This is a genomic window from Salinirubellus salinus, from assembly GCF_025231485.1.
Taxonomy (GTDB): Archaea; Halobacteriota; Halobacteria; order Halobacteriales; family Haloarculaceae; genus Salinirubellus; species Salinirubellus salinus.
On sequence record NZ_CP104003.1, the window covers coordinates 1836241 to 1852430 of the forward strand.

Genomic DNA, 16190 nt, shown 5'->3' on the forward strand with positions numbered 1-16190 from the left:
AATGCGTTTGCCACACACCTGCGGGTATGGACACGTTCGCCCTGGCGACCGGTGACCTGTTCTCGCTGTTCGGGCCGGTCGATACGTATCTGGCGCCGTACATCACGTACGTGCTGCTCGGACTGCTCGTCGTGAACATGGTGTTCCGGGCCGTCGAGTACAACCAGCACGTCTCACAGGCCGAGGATGGGGGGGCCGACGCGCTCACCCGCAATGCCGGCCGCGTCGCCACCAACTTCCTCCTCGTGGTCGGGTCGTTCTACTACCTCACCGTGGAGCCGCACGGCGGGATGGTGTTCTCCGTGCTGTTCCTCGGCGTCTTCATCACCGACCTGTTCGAGTTCGAGTCCCGGAAGGTCGAAGCCCGCCGTGGCATCCCCATCGAGCGGCCGAAAGGCGCCATCGCCGCGTCGTTCCTCAGCCTGCTCTACATCGCCTACCAGACGCTGTTCTTCGTCATCGCGCCGGTCTGGAACGGAATCGTCTAACGCCACCACTGTTTCCTCGTCGGGTGCCCGCTTCGCGGGCACCGCTCCTCGCAGGAACTGGACGAAAACTGCGCCGCTCGCGGCGGGTGAGTGTCCTCGACGACACCGCACTGCCCCGCGACAGTCAGCTGCCTGCCCGGTCAGTCGAAGAATCCCAGACTCTCCTCGACGACGGCCAGCGTCAGACTCCCGTCGCGGCGAATCCGGAGTCGCTCGCCCGCCACCACCAGACCCGAGGATCGGCCGTCGGCAAGCAGTTCGACGGGTGTCTCGTCGCGTTCGACCCGGAGGCCGACGCTGTCCTCGTCGAGCACCCACGAGTCGACGTTCGTGGCGAACGGCGAGATGGGGATGACCGACACCACGCCCGTGCCGGGGGCGACGACCGCACCGTCGGCCGCGCGGGCGTACCCCTGTGACCCGGCCGGCGTGGCGACGACGACACCGTCCGCCCGGAAGCTCTGGACGCGCTCCGCACCACACCAGACGGTGTACTCCGAGATTCGGGCCGGTTCGTCCGTGACGAGCATCAGATCGAACAGGGCCACCGTCTCGCCGAGCGGCGTCACCGCACGGAGGAGCGGCCGCTCGACGGTGTCGAACGCGCCGCGCACGAGGTGGGTGACGGCGTCGACGCCGAGTGCCGGGACCGACCGGAGCGCCGCCCCCGCACCGAACGGGAGCACCGGCACGTCCACCCCGGCACGGACGAGGTCGACCACCGCGGGTTCGCCGGCCGCGACCACCACGTCCGGGTCACTCTCGAGGACCGACCGAGCCTCCCCCTGGACCGTCTCGACCCCGCGGTCGACGAGCGCGTCGACGACGGCCGGGTGCTCACCGGCCACGCCGACGACACCCGCGCCCTCCGACGGTCCGTCCATACTCGGCTCGTCGGACCGCCCCGGCAAAAGCCTGCGGGATACGCCGCTCGCCGGGGGGGCTCGGGCCGGTCGGCCGGCCGCCCTCAGACCTCCCGGTCGACGACGAAACGGGTGAACTCCGCGAGGCGGTCCGCGCCCGCCTCCGTCAGGTCGGCCTCGTCGAGGTGCGCCCGCGCGTCGGCCGCGAGGTCGGCCGCGAACTCGCGGGCGTACTCGACGGCACCGGCGTCCTGCAGGATCTCGATAGCCTCGAGGACCTCCGCGTCGGTGTTCGTCTCGGCCTGCAGGAGGGACTCCAGCCGGGCCGCGGTCTCCTCGTCGACGCGGTTGGCCGCGTGGATGACCAGCAACGTCTTCTTCCCCTCGCGGACGTCGTTGCCCAGCCCCTTGCCGAACTCGCCGCCGTGTTCCATCGCGTACTCCACGTCGAGGATGTCGTCGGCGATCTGGAACGCCACGGACATCGACTCGGCGTAGCGGGCGACCGCCTCCTCGCTCGCCTCGTTGTCGGTGACGGTGGCGGCGAGCCGGGCGACGATGCGGCCCAGACACCCGGTCTTGCAGGCACACATCTCGAGGTACTCCGACTCGGTCACCTCGACGGCGGTCTGGTTGTGCCAGACGATGTCCATCCCCTGGCCGAGGTGGGTCCGGTTCAGCTCGTGCATCAGCATCTCGTAGGCCGCGAGGCGGCGCTCGGCGGGGAGGTCGGCGGGGTTCCGCGTGACGACCTTCAGCGGCAGGAAGTACATCGCGTTGCCGGCGTTCAGCGCCACATCGGTACCGTAGACGTGGTGGAGCGCCTCGCCACCTCGACGCATCGTCGCGCCGTCCTCCACGTCGTCGACCACGATGGTCCCGTTGTGGAGTATCTCGGGGATGCAGGCGTACTCCAGGTACCGCTCGGGGTCGTCGTCGAACGCCTCGACGAGCATCAGGAACAGCACCGCTCGCCACCGCTTGCCGCCCCGGTCCAGCAGCTCCCAGATGGGGTCCGAGAGCGCCCGCTGGACCGCCTCGGCGTCGTACTCGTAGGTAGGGGCCCCGAAGAACTCCGCGAGGTACTCCGTGGTGACCTCCCGCGGGAGGAGCTCGGCTATCGTTGCGTCCACGGCGGGCCGCCACTCCGCGAGGGTCTCGCGCATATCTCGGCCAGCCACCCGGAAGGTAAAAAGGCTGTCTTGCACGTCCGGCGTGTGACTCGCCGGCAGACGCCCCACGGGCGGGGGACCCGGTTGCCCAACACCTATGCTGAGCGCGCCCGCCCTCACCGTATGACCGACCACGACTGGATCGCGGACACCTTCACGAGCGACACCGGCTGGAGCCACCTCGAGACGCTCGTCGACATCGGCGACCGGATGGCCGGGAGTCCGGGCGAGCGCGAGGCGGCCGAGGCCACCCGCGACGCACTCGACGCCGTGGGTGCCCGCGACGCCCACCTCGAGGAGTTCGACGTCCAGGGCTGGGTCCGAGGCGACTCCCGCATCGAGGCCGGCGACACCGAACAGGCGTGCATCGCGCTCCCGCGCTCGCCCGCCGGCGAGGTGACCGGCGAACTCGTCGACGTGGGCTACGGCCTCCCCGAGGACTTCGAGGACGCCGACCTCTCCGGGAAGGTGGTGATGGCCGCCTCGAACGTCCCCTCGTGGTACGACCGGTTCGTCCACCGCCGCGAGAAGTACTACTACGCCGTGCAGGCGGGCGCGGCGGCGTTCGTCTTCCACAACCACGTCGAGGGCTGTCTCGCGCCCACGGGCTCGGTGGGGACCGAGGACGCCCCCATCGGCGACGTGCCCGCCGTCGGCGTCTCGAAGGAGGTCGGCGCCCGCCTCCGCCGCCGCTTCGAGGACGACGAGGTGACCGTCGCCGTCGACTGCGAGGCGCCCGACGCCACCAGTCAGAACGTCCACGCCGACCTCGGGCCGGACACCGAGGAGTGCGTCCTCCTCACCAGCCACGTCGACGCCCACGACATCGCCGAGGGCGCGATGGACAACGGGGCGGGGACGGCCGTCGTCGTCGAGGTGGCGAAGGCGCTCGCGGCCCGCGAGGACGACCTCGACACGCGCGTCCACGTCCTCGTCTACGGTGCCGAGGAGGTCGGCCTCGTCGGCTCGCACCACGACGCCGACGTTCGCGACCACGGCTCGATCGAGGGCATCGTCAACAACGACGGCGTCGTCCGCGGGCGCACGCTCAAGCTCTACACCCACGGGTTCGACGGTCTCGAATCGGCCGCCGAGACGGTGGCAGAGCGGTTCGACCACCCCGTGAACACGACGCCCCGACTCGGGCCGCACTCGGACCACTGGCCCTACGTCCAGTGGGGCGTCCCGGGCATCCACGTGATGAGCGAGACGGGCGACGAAGGCCGTGGCTGGGGCCACACCCGCGCGGACACGCTCGACAAGCTCGAGTCGAGGGACCTCCGCGAGCAGGCCATCCTGCTGACGGAACTCACCGTCCACCTCGCCGATTCGGCGACGGCGGTCGAACACCGCGACCCCGAGTCCATCGCCGAGCAACTGGAGGCCGAGGACCTCGCGCCCGGGATGAAGGTGACCGGCGACTGGCCGTACTGAAGCCGCAAGACACACACGGGGGGCACCGATTGGTCCGCCCATGCGAGCCCTCCTCCTGCTCGTCTGTGGGTGCTGTCTGCTCGCCGGCTGTGGCGGCCTCGTGCCCCACGACGGGCCCGCCTCCCCGACCTCCGAACCGACGGTCACGCCCGCACCCGTCCCCGACGACAGCGCGCCCGTCGTGCTCCCCGGCGTCGGTGCGGACGGTCCGAACGAGACCGAGCGGTTCCGGGCGGTCAACCACGAGGCGTTCGAGAACACCTCGCTCCGGACCCGGACGGTCTTCCAGCTGGAGACCGTCGACGACGGGTCGCCGCTCGCGCGCGCCATCACCACCCGACGGGTCGAGAACTCGACGACGATGCGGTTCGAGTTCCAGCAGTACGCTCCCGACCTGGGCGAGTACGCACCGACCGACGTCTCCGTGTGGGTCGGTCCCGACGCGGCCTTCGAGCGGGTAGAACAGCACGGCGGGACCACCGTCACCCAGCGGCCGGCGAACCCGCGGGACGTGCGCCGCGTGGTCCGTCCCGACCCCGAGCCGCTCGTCGAGACGCTGGGCTCGACGACGCTCCGACGGGAGGACCGCTACACGGTCGACGGCGAGACGTGGTACGTCCTGACCGGCGAGCGTGACCGACTCCCGGCGTTCGTCGACCGGGTGGAGACGACCGAGAACCGCGACGTGACCCTCACCGCGAGGGTGGACGCCACCGGCGTCGTCCGTGCGTTCGTCATCGAGTGGCGCGGCGAGTTCCGGGACGAGGCGGTGTGTGGGACCTACGCGGTCCGCCTCCAGCAGGTGGGTGACGTCACGGCCCCGCGGCCGACGTGGGTCGAGCGTCTGCACGAAGCGACGCCGACACGGGACACCACCGCGCCGGGGACGCCGACACCCAGCTCGGCGCGGGACGGCCGTTAAGGTCACAGCGCCCCTCCAGGGCGGTATGGACAGCCAAGTCCACCTGCTCGACCGCGGACGCATCCAGGCCGACCTGAACTTCGTCCTCGACGGGAACGTGGTCGCCACCGCGAGCGACCCGAACCCGGACCTCGAGTACGGCGAGTTCGCGGTCTGGAACCTGCTGGTCGACCACCCCGAGGGGCTGGTGCTGTGGGACACCGGCTCGCACCCCGAGTCGGCAGAGGGCTACTGGCCCGCGCCGCTGTTCGAGGCGTTCGCGCACCACGACGCCGGCGAGCGCGACCTCGACACCGCCCTCTCCGAGCGCGGCTACGCGGTCGACGACGTCGACGCCGTCGTGATGAGCCACCTCCACCTCGACCACGCCGGTGGGCTCCACCGCTTCGCGGGGACAGACGTGCCCGTCTACGTACACGGCGAGGAACTCAAGTTCGCGTACTACTCGGCGAAGACAACCGAGGGGTCGGTCGCCTACTGGGCGCCGGACTTCGACCACGAGCTGAACTGGCAGGTCGTCCACGGCGACCGGACGCTGTTCGACGGGTTCGAGTTGCTCCACCTGCCGGGGCACACCCCCGGGCTGCTGGGCGCCGAGATCGAGACGGTCGACGGCCCCCTGCTCGTGGTCGGCGACGAGGCGTACATGGAGGCGAACTACGAGGCCGGCCAGTCGATGGCCTCCTCGCTGCTCTGGGACAACCGGGCGTGGTTCGACTCGCTCCAGCGGCTGCGCGAGCGCGAACGCCGGACGGGAGCGGACGTGCTCCTCGGACACGACCCGTCGATGCTGGAGCGCTACGGCGACGGCTGGCTCGCCTGAGCCCCCGAGCAGACTACGACGGTCGCCACTCGCCGTCGAAGCCGGCGAGCCCGCGGACCCTGACCTCCGGCGTCGACTCGGTCGACGCGGCCGTCGGCGTCGCCTCCGACCCGGTGGCCGGTCCGGGGTCGGCGTGCGCATCGCCAGCGGCGTCGGCCTCGACCCCATCGGCGTCCGGGGCGCGTAGGCCGACCTCTCCGTCGAACAGCTGGACGAACGTGCGGAAGGTCTGTTCCGTGTGCGACCCCTCGTCGATGGTGTAGAGCCCGACGCCCTCCGAGCGCCGGACGTGAGCGGTCAGCACGGAGAGGAAGCGGAACACGGGCGCCTCGTCGGCGTAGACGAGGAGCGTCGAGATGGAGTCGACGACCACCACCGGCGAGTCCGCGTCCGCGAGGAACCGCGAGACGGGCATGCTCACGCCGGTCAGGTCGGCGGGCGAGGAGACGGTGCTGACGGGACCGACGGGGTCGGTCCGTCCCGGCGAGCAGTCGACGACGGCGACGTGCCCGGCCGCGAGGAGTCGCTCCGGGAGCGACCGGGCACCGGACGTGGCGGTCACGACGAGGACGTCGCGGCCGGCAGTCGCGGCGGCCGTCGCCACGTCGACGACGAACGCCCGCTTGCCGACCAGCGGGCCGCCGGAGACGAGGAGGTTCTCACCCGTCGTGTCGGCGAGCGCCGCGCTCGTCGACTCACGGCCTGCCGCCCGTCCGCTAGCCTCACTCATGCCGCAATCTGTCACGACTCTCGGAGTGTCATCATATAGAACTTGTGACGAGGGCATCCGGACGTCTGACGCGAGCCTGGAGGCCGGGGCAGGCGTGACGGACGCGCCCGTTCAGGCCGGTGTCTCGCCGTCGCCGCCGGACTTCTCGGCCGGCGCCTCGGCCGCGGCGGGCTCCGTCGTCCCGGACTCGGGGGCGGCGGCGCCGCCGCCACCGTCGAACACCCGTGCCCAGACGACGAGCGTCGAGGGGAGCACGAGCAGCGACGAGACGAAGGCGTAGAACACCGAGAGCGCGGCCAGCAGGCCGAACTGGCCGATAGCCGGGAACACCGAGAGGACGAGCACGCCGATGCCGAACACCGTCGTCAGCATCGACCCCGCGAGCGCACCGCCCGTCCCTCGGACGGTCCGTTCGAGCGCGGTGAACAGGTCGTACTCGTGGTACTCGTCGGCGAACCGGTGGACGACGTGGACCGAGTAGTCGATCCCCAGGCCGATGGTCAGCCCGAGGATGGTCGCCGTGAACGCGTTGAACGAGATGCCGGCGAGTCGCATCGACCCGGCGACGAGCGCCACGGTGACGACGATGGGGAACAGGTTCGCCAGCCCCAGCGACGGGCGTCCCTCCAGCACCCAGTAGATGAACAGGAGGAACACGGCCGTCCCCGCGAGTGCGACGGCGAGGCTCGTCAGCGCCGACTGCAGGATGAGGTCGGAGATGGCCTGGAACACGACGGTCCCGCCGGTGGCGGTGGCCGCGAACCGGAAGTTCCCCTCCAGCTCCTGCGCGTCGGCGGTGGTCTCGGCCTGCGTGGCGTCCGCCTCGACGGAGTAGATGATCTGCGTCGAGCGGTAGTCCTCGGTCAGGTACTCCCGAGCCTCGCCGGCCGACGAGGAGGCGAACAGGTAGTCGTACACCTGTTCGAGGTTGTCGTCCGGGATGCCGTTCCCGTTCGCGTCGTTCCGCTGGACGAGGTCGCGGAACTCGGGGTCGCTCGCGGCCCGCTGTTCGATGACCGAGATGATGCCGGTCGCCTCCGCCTGCCCGTTCGACCGGACGAACGAGTCCGGCGGGTCCTCGCCGGCGCGATGGATGCTCTCCAGCGCGCTATCCTCGCGCAACGGCCCCTCGACGTACATGATGACCGAGGCCGACTGACTGACCGCGAACTTCTCTTCGAGGAAGTTCAGGTCACGGGTGACCGTGTACTCGCTGGGCTTGAACGGTTCGGGCAAGGACTGGAGGTACGCCGGGTTCTCCTCCGGCGGCAGGAAGTCCTCGTTCGTGAACGAGGTGTCGATGTCAGTGGCGTAGACGCCCGCACCGGCCGAGACGGCCAGCATCAGGAGGACGAACACGACCGGGGCGCGGCGGGCGATACCGACGCCGCCGGTGAGCGCCCGACCGAACGCCGACCCCTCCTGGCCCAGCGGCGTCTGGGAGAACGTCGGGATGGGGTACTTCTGTCGTGCCCGGTCCAGCGACACCTTCGCCGCCGGCAGGAACACCCCGAAGATGAGGAAGGTGAACACGATACCGACGCTCGCGACGATACCGAAGTCCGAGATGGGCGGCAGCGCCGAGGTGAGGTTCGCCGAGAACCCGATGACCGTCGTCCCCGTGACGATGAAGAACGCGACGAGCAACTGGTCGGTCGCGGTGGTCATCGAGTCGTCGATGTCGTAGCCGAGCACCCGCTCCTCGCGGTAGCGATTCACCGCGTGGATACCGAAGTCGATACCGACCGCCAGCAACAGTGGCGGCACCGCGATGAGGATCTGGTTGAACGGGATGCCCGCCAGCCCCATGAACCCGAACGTCCAGACGATGGTCATCAACAGACAGAACAGCCCCAGCAACAGGTCCATCAGGTCGCGGTAGGCGACCACGAGGAACAGGAAGATGAAGAACACCGCCGCGGGGATGACGATGATGAGCGAGTCGCCGATGACGTTGCCGAACTCCGCGGAGATGATCCCGTTCCCGAACACACGGATGTCGCCGTCGACGGTGCTCGTGATGTACTGCGCGCGCAACTGGATGGGCGTGAGCGGCGAGCTACCGCCCTGTCCGGCCGACTCGGAGACGCCACCGGGGAGTTCGTGCGTGACGACGCCGATGGTCGCCGAGGCGCTCGCTGCCTCACGGTTGTAGTCCCTCGAGACCAGCCCACGGATGCCGCCGCGGTCGTCGGCCTGCCGGACCGCCCGGTCGATCTGGCCGGGCGTGGCCCGCTCGATGGCGGCGATCTGCTGTTCGAGCGTCGTCGCCGACGGGTCGAGCGTCCGAGCGACGATGCTGGCGACGCCGGAGGTGGAGTCGACCCGCAGCCCGTCGGCGTCCTGCAACCGCTGCTGGACCTCCAGCATCCGCAACATCTCGCGTTGCGAGAGGACGTTCTGGCCCGTCTGGATGAGCTGTGTGCTGCCGGTGTCGGTGCTGAACGACGGCCCGAACTCGCGCTGGACGTCCTCGAACGCGCGCTGGGCGGGGACGTCCTGGGTGAACCCCTCGGTCCCGGCGTCGGTCGAGACGTTCGCCAGCCCCCCCGCGAAGATCGCCGTCAGGACGAGGAAGACGACGACGATTCGCTTGGGATGGTTGACGATCTGGTCGTCCGCCGCGTCGATGAACCGCTGGTAGTCGACAGGCCCGGCCATCTACGGACGCCGTCCTCGGACGGCGAACGCGACACCACCGAGGAGCAGGACGGCCGCACCGATGCCGAGGCCACCCACGCCGAACGGGACCGTCGAGAGGATGCCGCCACCCTCGCGGGCGGTCACCGAGACGGGGATCTGGTAGGTGTCCGAGAGCTTCGTGTCACCGTCGGGTTCGGTGTACTGGAAGTCCATCGAGACGGGGTAGTCCTTCGCGGTGGCCGATCCCGCGGCCGAGATGGAGAACACCAGCGTGCGACTCTCGCCCGCTGGGATGCTGTCGACGAACGCCTCGTCGTCGTCGACGGTGATGGGCGAGTCGGCGAACAACTTCGCCGTCACGTCGGTGAGCTCCTGCTCGCCGTTGTTCGTCACCGTGATCTCCATCGTGGTCGAACTCCCGGCCTGGACGCTGACGTTCGAGTCGACGTCGAACACCTGGCGCTTCGGCCCGATCTCGTGGCGGGCGTACAGCGGGTCGGACTCGCGGGCTTCACCGTCCCCGTCGTCGTACTGCAGGCGGTAGGTGAACTGCCGGGGACCGTCGCGGGCCTCGGAGGACACCTCGACCGCGTACTCGAACGGGACGGACTCGCCGGGCGCGAGGTCACCGACCGCGTACTCCGTCTCGGGCGTGTCCACGTTCGCGCTCACGGGCTGGAGTACCAGCACCGCGTTCTCGATCTCGCTGGGACCGTCGTTGACGAGTTCACCCGAGAGCGTGCCCTCGTCACCGACACGGAGCGTCGCGTCCGTGTTCGCGAGCGAGAACGACTGCTCGGGCGCGGGCGTCACCCCGACGGTGACGGCCGCCGACTGCGCGTCGGTGCCGTCGGCGTCCTCGTAGGCGACCGTCGTGTCGACCGTGTAGGTCCGGTTCTCGGCCGTCGGCGCGAACGTGGCCTCGACGGTCACCTCGCGCGACTCGCCGGGGGCCCACTCCCCGACGAACGAGGAGGCCGACGGCGACCCGCCGAACGTCAGCCCGGCGTTGCTCGACTGCAGCGAGACGGTGGCGTCCGAGAGGGCCCGCTCGCCGGTGTTCGTCATCGTGAGCGTGAGCCGGCCACTGTCACCGGCGCTGGCGGTCACGTCGGTCACCTCGGCGGCGAACGTCTGCTCCGGGGCCGGGACGACGGAGAGCGTCACGGGGGCCGCGCTGGCGGTGCGCCCGTCCGGGCCGGTGTACGACACCGTCGCGTCGACGGTGAAACTGCGGTTCTCTGCGCTGGGTGCGAACGTGGACTCGACGGTCACCTCGCGTGACTCGCCCGGCGCCCACTCCCCGACGAACGAGGAGGCCGACGGCGACCCGCCGAACGTCAGCGCGGCGTTGTTCGACTGGAACGCGACCGAGGCGTCCTGCAGGGTTCGGTCGGCGGTGTTCGTCAACTCGACGGTGAGCCGGCCGGTGTCGCCCGGCGCGGCCGTCGTCGAGACGGTACGGGTGGTGAACGTCTGCTCGGCGGCCGGGACGACCCCGAGCGAGAGCGTCTCCTCCTGCGGGACGCCGTCGCCGTCCTCGTAGGAGACGGTGCCGGCGAGCGCGAGCGGGCGGCGCTCGGCGTCGCCACCGACGCGGGCGGCGAACGTGAAGTTCCGCACCTCGCCGGCTTCCCACTCGCCGACGTAGGACTCGGCGCTGGGCGACCCGCCGAACGTCAGGTCGCTGTTCTTCGACTGGAGGGCGAACGAGGCGTCCGAGGCGGCCTCGTTCCCGGTGTTCTCCACGGCGACGACGACCTCGCCGGTGCCGCCGACGGGCGCGTCGGTCTCCGAGGAGACCACCTCGAACGTCGCCTGCTCGGTGACGCGGATGGTCACGTCGATGGTCTCGGTGACGGTCTCCTGAGACTGGACACGGTTGGGTGGGTCACCGGCGATCTGGTTCGTGTACGAGTAGGAGACCTCGACCGGCACGTCGTAGGTGCCCGGCTTCGCGTCCGCGTCGACGTGGATGTCGAACTGGGCGGGCACGGGCGCCTGCGTGCCGACCGAGCCGACGGCCACCTCGCTGGTCTGCACCTCGATCGGCGCGTCACCCGCGGACATCTCTAACGTCGTGCCACGCGCGGTGGTGACGACGCTGCGCTCCGTGGGGATGGTCTGTTCGACGAGGTCGGCCTCGCCGCTGTTGACCACGTTGACGGTGAGCGTCGTCGACTCACCGGGGGTCACCCGGTTGTCCGACAGCACCAGCGAGATGTCCGGTTCCCCGCGCGTGATGGCGGCGGCGGGCGTCGGGACGACGAGCATCGCGACCAGCAACAGGACGGCGACGGTCCGGAGCTTCATGCGGCGGTCACCCGTGGGTCGACGGTGAAGGGCATCGTACCCCCACTCACTCGGGGGACCAGTATAAGCCCCGGTGCACTCCGGCCCGGTTCATCGGCGTTCCCCCTGCCCCCCCACCGTGTCGGGATGACGGTCGGCGGGCCCGCTCGGCCCCCGACCGAACGAACGTTCGGTAATCACGGCTGAACGAACGTTCGGTAGGGTTATGTACTTTCCGACCTGTCAGTACGACAGGAATCCGACGCGACCGTGTCGGCCCGGCCACATGAGAGAGGACCAACCCTTCGACGACGAACCCGCCACGACCGAGGAGCGCATCATGCACGCGACCTACGAGATGCTCGGTCGGCACGGGTACGCGGGCCTCTCGATCGGGCGGATCGCCGAGGCGGCCGACCTCAGCAAGTCGTCGGTCTATCACTTCTACGACGACAAGGAGGACCTGCTGGTGGCGTTCCTCGACGGGATGCTCGAGTGGTTCCGGGGGCAGTTCGCCCAGGATCCCGAGGAGGATCCGGTGACGGCGTTACGCGAACAGGCCCGGAGCGTCGTCACCGGCGTCCCGCCGGGCGCACCGGCCCCCGTCGACGAGGACGGCGTCCCGTTCGGCCCGTTCGTCGAGCTCCGGGCGCAGGCCATCACGGACCCGGCGTTCCGCGAGCGGTTCACGCGCATCGACGCGCTGTTCCGACAGGAACTCGCGGAGGTCGTCGCCCGCGGCATCGAGGACGGCGTCTTCCGCGAGGTCGACCCGGACCGGACGGCCGAACTCCTGTTGACGCTGTTCATGGGGGTCGTCCTCCGGCGCTCGACGGCCGACGGGCTCGACACGGACGGTCTGACGGCCGAGCTGGAGCGACTGTTCGAGACGTACCTGTACGCCCCGGACGCTCAGTAGGACTCGACCAGCCCGTAGGAGGTGTTGAGGTAGTCGATGATCCAGTCGACGGTGTCGGGGTCGTACGTCCAGAAGCCGTAGAACGTGCGCGGTTCGCGCTCCTCGGCGAGCAGCGCACACTTGTTCACGTCGACGCCGCCGCCGTCGTAGACGACGAACCACGAGGTCTCGATCTCGCTCGAGCGCTCGACGTGGATGGTGAGGTCGGTGTCGTGGCGGGGGACCTCGGCGTCCGGGTACGCGTAGGCGTGGACGTCGAGGCGTTCCTTCTCCGCCAGCCGCTTGTAGACGTCCATCTGGTCGTCGAGGATAGAGAGCATCTGGAAGCCGGCGTGGAGCTGGCCCTTGCCGAGCCGCCACGCGCGGTCTTCGATCTCACGGGAGGCCGCCACCATCTGCCCCGTGTCGTAGGACGTGAACATCGTCTCGTCCAGGTGGTCGAGGATGGGGCGGTACGAGCCCTCCTCGAACTCGGGGTCGTTGGGGTCGGCCTGCGAGAGGATATCGTCGATGCTCGCGGCCGTGACGAACTGGTCGTCCGCCTCGGGCGTGTCCTTCGAGAGCACCGCGAACCCACCAGGGCGTCCTGACTCCGTCCGCTCGTGTTCGACTGTGAGGTTTCTGTCGTGGAACCGCTCGCGGACCGCGGCGACGGTCTCCTCGTCGGCGTTGAAGACGGTGAGCGTCTTCTCGTGGCTCTCGACGCCGGCGATGAGTTCGGTCAGAGACATCCCTGTTCAGTCGAACCGTCGATACTCACCTTTATAGTTCCTGCGGCGGCGTGGTCCAACATTCGGTCGCCAGACGGAGGTCAGAGACCCCGAGGCGTCCGTCCCGTCCCCCCGACGCCGGGGCCCGCTCGCTGGGCACGGCGAGATAGGGTCGCCGGCCCACCCGCCGTATTAATACACATACTTCACGATTAATGTCTGCTATAGACTAGCAAACTCTTTAGTCTGCCCGCCGCCTCCCTCCGATTATGCTCAGTGCGGGTGACAGCAGATGACCGACGAGGAACTCGTCTGGCGTATCGCCGGGGGGTCCGGCGACGGCATCGATTCGACGAGTCAGAACTTCGCCAAGGCGCTGATGCGTTCCGGGCTGGACGTGTTCACGCACCGTCACTACCCCTCGCGCATCCGCGGTGGCCACACCTACGTGGAGGTACGCGCGGCGGGCGAGGACGTCGCCTCACGCGGCGACGGCTTCAACTTCCTGCTCGCGCTCGGTGACTCGTTCGCCCGGAACGAGCGCGAGGGCGCCATCTACGGCGACGAACGCGCCAAGCCGCTCTACGAGAACCTCGACGAACTCCGCGAGGGCGGGGTCGTCGTCTACGACGAGGGCCTCCTCTCTGCGGACGACGCCGAGGACTTCGAAGCGCGCGCCGAGGAGAACGACTGGCACGTCTACCCCGTCGACCTCCGTGGGATGGCTCGCGAGCGCGGGCGCGAGGTGATGCGCAACACCGCCGGTGTCGGCGTGACCGCTGCGCTGCTCGAGTACGACCTCGACGCCGTCGAGGACCTCATGCGAGGCCGGATGTCCGGCGACGTCCTCGAGGCCAACCTCGACATCCTCGAGTCGGCCTACGAGGCCGCCACGGAGTTCGAGTTCACGCACGACCTCCGGATGCCGACCGGCGAGCACGACGAGGAGCAGGTACTCGTCAGCGGGTCGAACACCATCACCTTCGGCGCCATCGACTCCGGCTGTCGGTTCATCGCCGGCTACCCGATGACCCCGTGGACGGAGGTGTTCACGCTGATGAGCCAGTACCTCCCCGACATGGGCGGTATCTCCGAGCAGGTCGAGGACGAGATCGCCGCGGCGGCGCTCGCCCTCGGGGCCTCCCACGCCGGCGTCAAGGCGATGTCCGGCTCCTCGGGCGGCGGGTTCGCGCTGATGTCCGAGCCCCTCGGCCTCGCCGAGATGACCGAGACGCCCATCGTCCTGCTGGAGTCGATGCGGGCCGGGCCCTCCACGGGGCTGCCCACGAAACCCGAGCAGGCCGACCTCGAACACGTCCTCTACACGAGTCAGGGCGACTCGAACCGCGTCGTCTTCGCGCCTGGCGACGCGATGGAGGCCTACGAGCAGACCCGCGACGCGTTCCACTTCGCCTACGAGTACGGGATGCCCGCCATCGTCGTCTACGACCAGAAGCTCTCGGGCGAGCTAAAGAACGTCCCCGCGTCGTTCTTCGACCGCGACCCCGACCCGTCGCTCGGGGCGACGCTCACGGAAGACGAGATCGCCGAGGCCGCCCACCACCACTCCGGGAAGTTCGAGCGCTACACCCACGACTCGGAGACCGGCGCGGCCCCGCGCTCGGTGCCCGGCCAGCGGGGCGGGCGCTACCTCGCCTCGGGGAACGAACACCACCCGACCGGCCACATCAGCGAGGACCCACACAACCGGGTCACCCAGATGGACCGCCGGATGCGGAAACTGACGTCCGTGCGTGCCGAACTCGACGAGCGCGACCACGAGGCGTCGAACCAGACCTACCACGGCCCCGACGACGCCGAGTACGGCATCGTCACGTGGGGGTCCAACCAGGGGACCGTCCGAGAGGCCGTCGACCGGCTGAACGACGCCGGCCACTCGGTGAAGATGCTCTCGGTGTCGGACCTCGCGCCGTTCCCCGCGACGGAGGTGACCGAGTTCCTCGAGTCGGTCGAGAGCGCCCTCGTCGTCGAGATGAACGCGAGCGGGCAGTTCAAGCGGCTCATGCAGGGCGAACTCGGTCGCTTCGGCGAGCTGCTGACGAGCTTCCTGAAGTACAACGGCGAACCGTTCGAACCTCGCGAGATCGTCGAGGGGTTCGAGTCGATGGCGAACGGCGAGGACGTCCACGGGGACGACACCCGCCTCGTGCGGGCGGCAGGTGACTGACAATGAGTGTATTCAGTGCGATCGGCGAGGAACGTGAGGTCGACCAGAACGAGTACACGCCCGGCATCGAGCCACAGGCGACGTGGTGTCCGGGCTGCGGTGACTTCGGCGTCCTGAAGGCGCTGAAGGGGGCGATGGCCGAGCTCGGCCGCGACCCCGAGGAGGTCCTGCTGGTGACCGGCATCGGCTGCTCGGGCAAACTGTCGTCGTACTTCGAGAGCTACGGCTTCCACTCCATCCACGGCCGCTCGCTGCCGGTCGCGCGGGCCGCCAAGCTCGCGAACCCCGGCCTCGAGGTCGTGGCCGCGGGCGGCGACGGCGACGGCTACGGCATCGGCGGCAACCACTTCGTCCACACCGCCCGGGAGAACCACGACCTGACCTACATCGTCTTCAACAACGAGATATTCGGGTTGACGAAGGGCCAGACCTCCCCGACGAGTCCGAAGGGCCACAAGTCCAAGACCCAGCCCCACGGCTCGGCCAAGGACCCCATCCGGCCGCTCTCGATGGCGCTCACCGGCGGGGCCTCCTACGTCGCCCGGACGGCGGCGGTCAACCCCAACCAGGCACAGGAGATCCTCGTCGAGGCCATCCAGCACGACGGGTTCTCCCACGTCGACTTCCTCACCCAGTGTCCGACGTGGAACAAGGACGCCAAGCAGTACGTCCCCTACGTCGACATCCAGCAGAACGAGGAGTACGACTTCGACATCACGGACCGCAAGCAGGCGGCCGAGGCGATGTACGAGGCCGAGGGCGCACTCTACGACGGGACCGTCCTGACGGGACGGTTCTACCACGACGAGAACCGCCACTCCTACGGCGACGAGAAGCGCTCGGTCGGTGAGATGCCGGAGACGCCGCTGGCGGAGCGCTACTTCGACGAGGAGTACGAGTGGGAGCGGAGCTACGACCTGCTCGGCCCGCACAAGTAGCCCACGGTCCCGACCGCGGCTTCTTTCGACCTGTCCGACGGCACCGAGCGGTGTGCGAGTCGCGGCAC

Annotated in this window: 13 protein-coding genes; 7 read left to right on the top strand and 6 right to left on the bottom strand. The window is 69.4% G+C overall.

Annotated features, from left to right (window positions below; genetic code table 11):
* The first annotated feature begins 26 nt into the window (after positions 1-26).
* On the top strand, positions 27-488 hold the full coding sequence (locus tag N0B31_RS10070; protein WP_260643734.1) for a DUF7313 family protein: 462 nt from the start codon (positions 27-29) through the stop codon (positions 486-488).
* 140 nt (positions 489-628) lie between these two features.
* Here N0B31_RS10070 and N0B31_RS10075 read toward each other — a convergent pair whose 3' ends face one another.
* Together N0B31_RS10075 and N0B31_RS10080 are read right to left on the bottom strand one after the other, a co-directional pair.
* Positions 629-1372: an NAD(+)/NADH kinase gene (locus tag N0B31_RS10075; RefSeq protein WP_260643735.1), complete on the bottom strand. Its 744-nt coding sequence runs from the start codon at positions 1370-1372 to the stop codon at positions 629-631.
* A gap of 83 nt (positions 1373-1455) precedes the next feature.
* Positions 1456-2517, bottom strand: coding sequence for a polyprenyl synthetase family protein (locus N0B31_RS10080; RefSeq protein WP_260643736.1), 1062 nt, complete (start codon positions 2515-2517; stop codon positions 1456-1458).
* A gap of 129 nt (positions 2518-2646) precedes the next feature.
* On the opposite strand from N0B31_RS10080, the gene N0B31_RS10085 reads away from it, so the two are divergent.
* The 3 genes from N0B31_RS10085 to N0B31_RS10095 are packed head-to-tail and all read left to right on the top strand — an operon-like array spanning position 2647 to position 5702.
* A complete protein-coding gene (locus N0B31_RS10085) occupies positions 2647-3957 on the top strand; it encodes a M28 family peptidase (protein ID WP_260643737.1) in 1311 nt (436 codons plus the stop codon).
* 40 nt (positions 3958-3997) lie between these two features.
* The gene (locus N0B31_RS10090; protein ID WP_260643738.1) at positions 3998-4879 is read left to right on the top strand and encodes a hypothetical protein; all 882 of its coding nucleotides are present in this window, start codon (positions 3998-4000) and stop codon (positions 4877-4879) included.
* 25 nt (positions 4880-4904) lie between these two features.
* Positions 4905-5702 (top strand): N-acyl homoserine lactonase family protein, encoded by a 798-nt coding sequence (locus tag N0B31_RS10095; protein WP_260643739.1) that lies wholly within the window; start codon positions 4905-4907, stop codon positions 5700-5702.
* A 13-nt stretch (positions 5703-5715) separates the two neighbouring features.
* Here the strand turns inward: N0B31_RS10095 and N0B31_RS10100 are convergent, their stop codons facing one another.
* The 3 genes from N0B31_RS10100 to N0B31_RS10110 form a co-directional block, all read right to left on the bottom strand.
* On the bottom strand, positions 5716-6432 hold the full coding sequence (locus N0B31_RS10100; protein WP_260643740.1) for an RAD55 family ATPase: 717 nt from the start codon (positions 6430-6432) through the stop codon (positions 5716-5718).
* Positions 6433-6543: 111 nt separating this feature from the next.
* Complete coding sequence (locus N0B31_RS10105) at positions 6544-9093, bottom strand: efflux RND transporter permease subunit (RefSeq protein WP_260643741.1); 2550 nt, start codon at positions 9091-9093, stop codon at positions 6544-6546.
* Positions 9094-11388, bottom strand: coding sequence for a COG1361 S-layer family protein (locus N0B31_RS10110; RefSeq protein WP_260643742.1), 2295 nt, complete (start codon positions 11386-11388; stop codon positions 9094-9096).
* A 265-nt stretch (positions 11389-11653) separates the two neighbouring features.
* On the opposite strand from N0B31_RS10110, the gene N0B31_RS10115 reads away from it, so the two are divergent.
* A complete protein-coding gene (locus N0B31_RS10115) occupies positions 11654-12286 on the top strand; it encodes a TetR/AcrR family transcriptional regulator (RefSeq protein WP_260643743.1) in 633 nt (210 codons plus the stop codon).
* On the opposite strand, the gene N0B31_RS10120 is transcribed toward N0B31_RS10115, so the two are convergent.
* Positions 12280-13017: a DICT sensory domain-containing protein gene (locus tag N0B31_RS10120; RefSeq protein ID WP_260643744.1), complete on the bottom strand. Its 738-nt coding sequence runs from the start codon at positions 13015-13017 to the stop codon at positions 12280-12282. The genes N0B31_RS10115 and N0B31_RS10120 overlap by 7 nt on opposite strands.
* Before the next feature lie 271 nt (positions 13018-13288).
* On the opposite strand from N0B31_RS10120, the gene N0B31_RS10125 reads away from it, so the two are divergent.
* On the top strand, positions 13289-15184 hold the full coding sequence (locus N0B31_RS10125; protein WP_260643745.1) for a 2-oxoacid:acceptor oxidoreductase subunit alpha: 1896 nt from the start codon (positions 13289-13291) through the stop codon (positions 15182-15184).
* Positions 15185-15186: 2 nt separating this feature from the next.
* Complete coding sequence (locus tag N0B31_RS10130) at positions 15187-16122, top strand: thiamine pyrophosphate-dependent enzyme (protein WP_260643746.1); 936 nt, start codon at positions 15187-15189, stop codon at positions 16120-16122.
* Positions 16123-16190 lie beyond the last annotated feature (68 nt).

What these genes read in the sequence shown, in the direction of transcription:
- N0B31_RS10070 (WP_260643734.1), top strand. Translation starts at nt 27, where the DNA reads ATGGACACGTTCGCCCTGGCGACCGGTGACCTGTTCTCGCTGTTCGGG.
- N0B31_RS10075 (WP_260643735.1), bottom strand. Translation starts at nt 1,372, where the DNA reads ATGGACGGACCGTCGGAGGGCGCGGGTGTCGTCGGCGTGGCCGGTGAG.
- N0B31_RS10080 (WP_260643736.1), bottom strand. Translation starts at nt 2,517, where the DNA reads ATGCGCGAGACCCTCGCGGAGTGGCGGCCCGCCGTGGACGCAACGATA.
- N0B31_RS10085 (WP_260643737.1), top strand. Translation starts at nt 2,647, where the DNA reads ATGACCGACCACGACTGGATCGCGGACACCTTCACGAGCGACACCGGC.
- N0B31_RS10090 (WP_260643738.1), top strand. Translation starts at nt 3,998, where the DNA reads ATGCGAGCCCTCCTCCTGCTCGTCTGTGGGTGCTGTCTGCTCGCCGGC.
- N0B31_RS10095 (WP_260643739.1), top strand. Translation starts at nt 4,905, where the DNA reads ATGGACAGCCAAGTCCACCTGCTCGACCGCGGACGCATCCAGGCCGAC.
- N0B31_RS10100 (WP_260643740.1), bottom strand. Translation starts at nt 6,432, where the DNA reads ATGAGTGAGGCTAGCGGACGGGCGGCAGGCCGTGAGTCGACGAGCGCG.
- N0B31_RS10105 (WP_260643741.1), bottom strand. Translation starts at nt 9,093, where the DNA reads ATGGCCGGGCCTGTCGACTACCAGCGGTTCATCGACGCGGCGGACGAC.
- N0B31_RS10110 (WP_260643742.1), bottom strand. Translation starts at nt 11,388, where the DNA reads ATGAAGCTCCGGACCGTCGCCGTCCTGTTGCTGGTCGCGATGCTCGTC.
- N0B31_RS10115 (WP_260643743.1), top strand. Translation starts at nt 11,654, where the DNA reads ATGAGAGAGGACCAACCCTTCGACGACGAACCCGCCACGACCGAGGAG.
- N0B31_RS10120 (WP_260643744.1), bottom strand. Translation starts at nt 13,017, where the DNA reads ATGTCTCTGACCGAACTCATCGCCGGCGTCGAGAGCCACGAGAAGACG.
- N0B31_RS10125 (WP_260643745.1), top strand. Translation starts at nt 13,289, where the DNA reads ATGACCGACGAGGAACTCGTCTGGCGTATCGCCGGGGGGTCCGGCGAC.
- N0B31_RS10130 (WP_260643746.1), top strand. Translation starts at nt 15,187, where the DNA reads ATGAGTGTATTCAGTGCGATCGGCGAGGAACGTGAGGTCGACCAGAAC.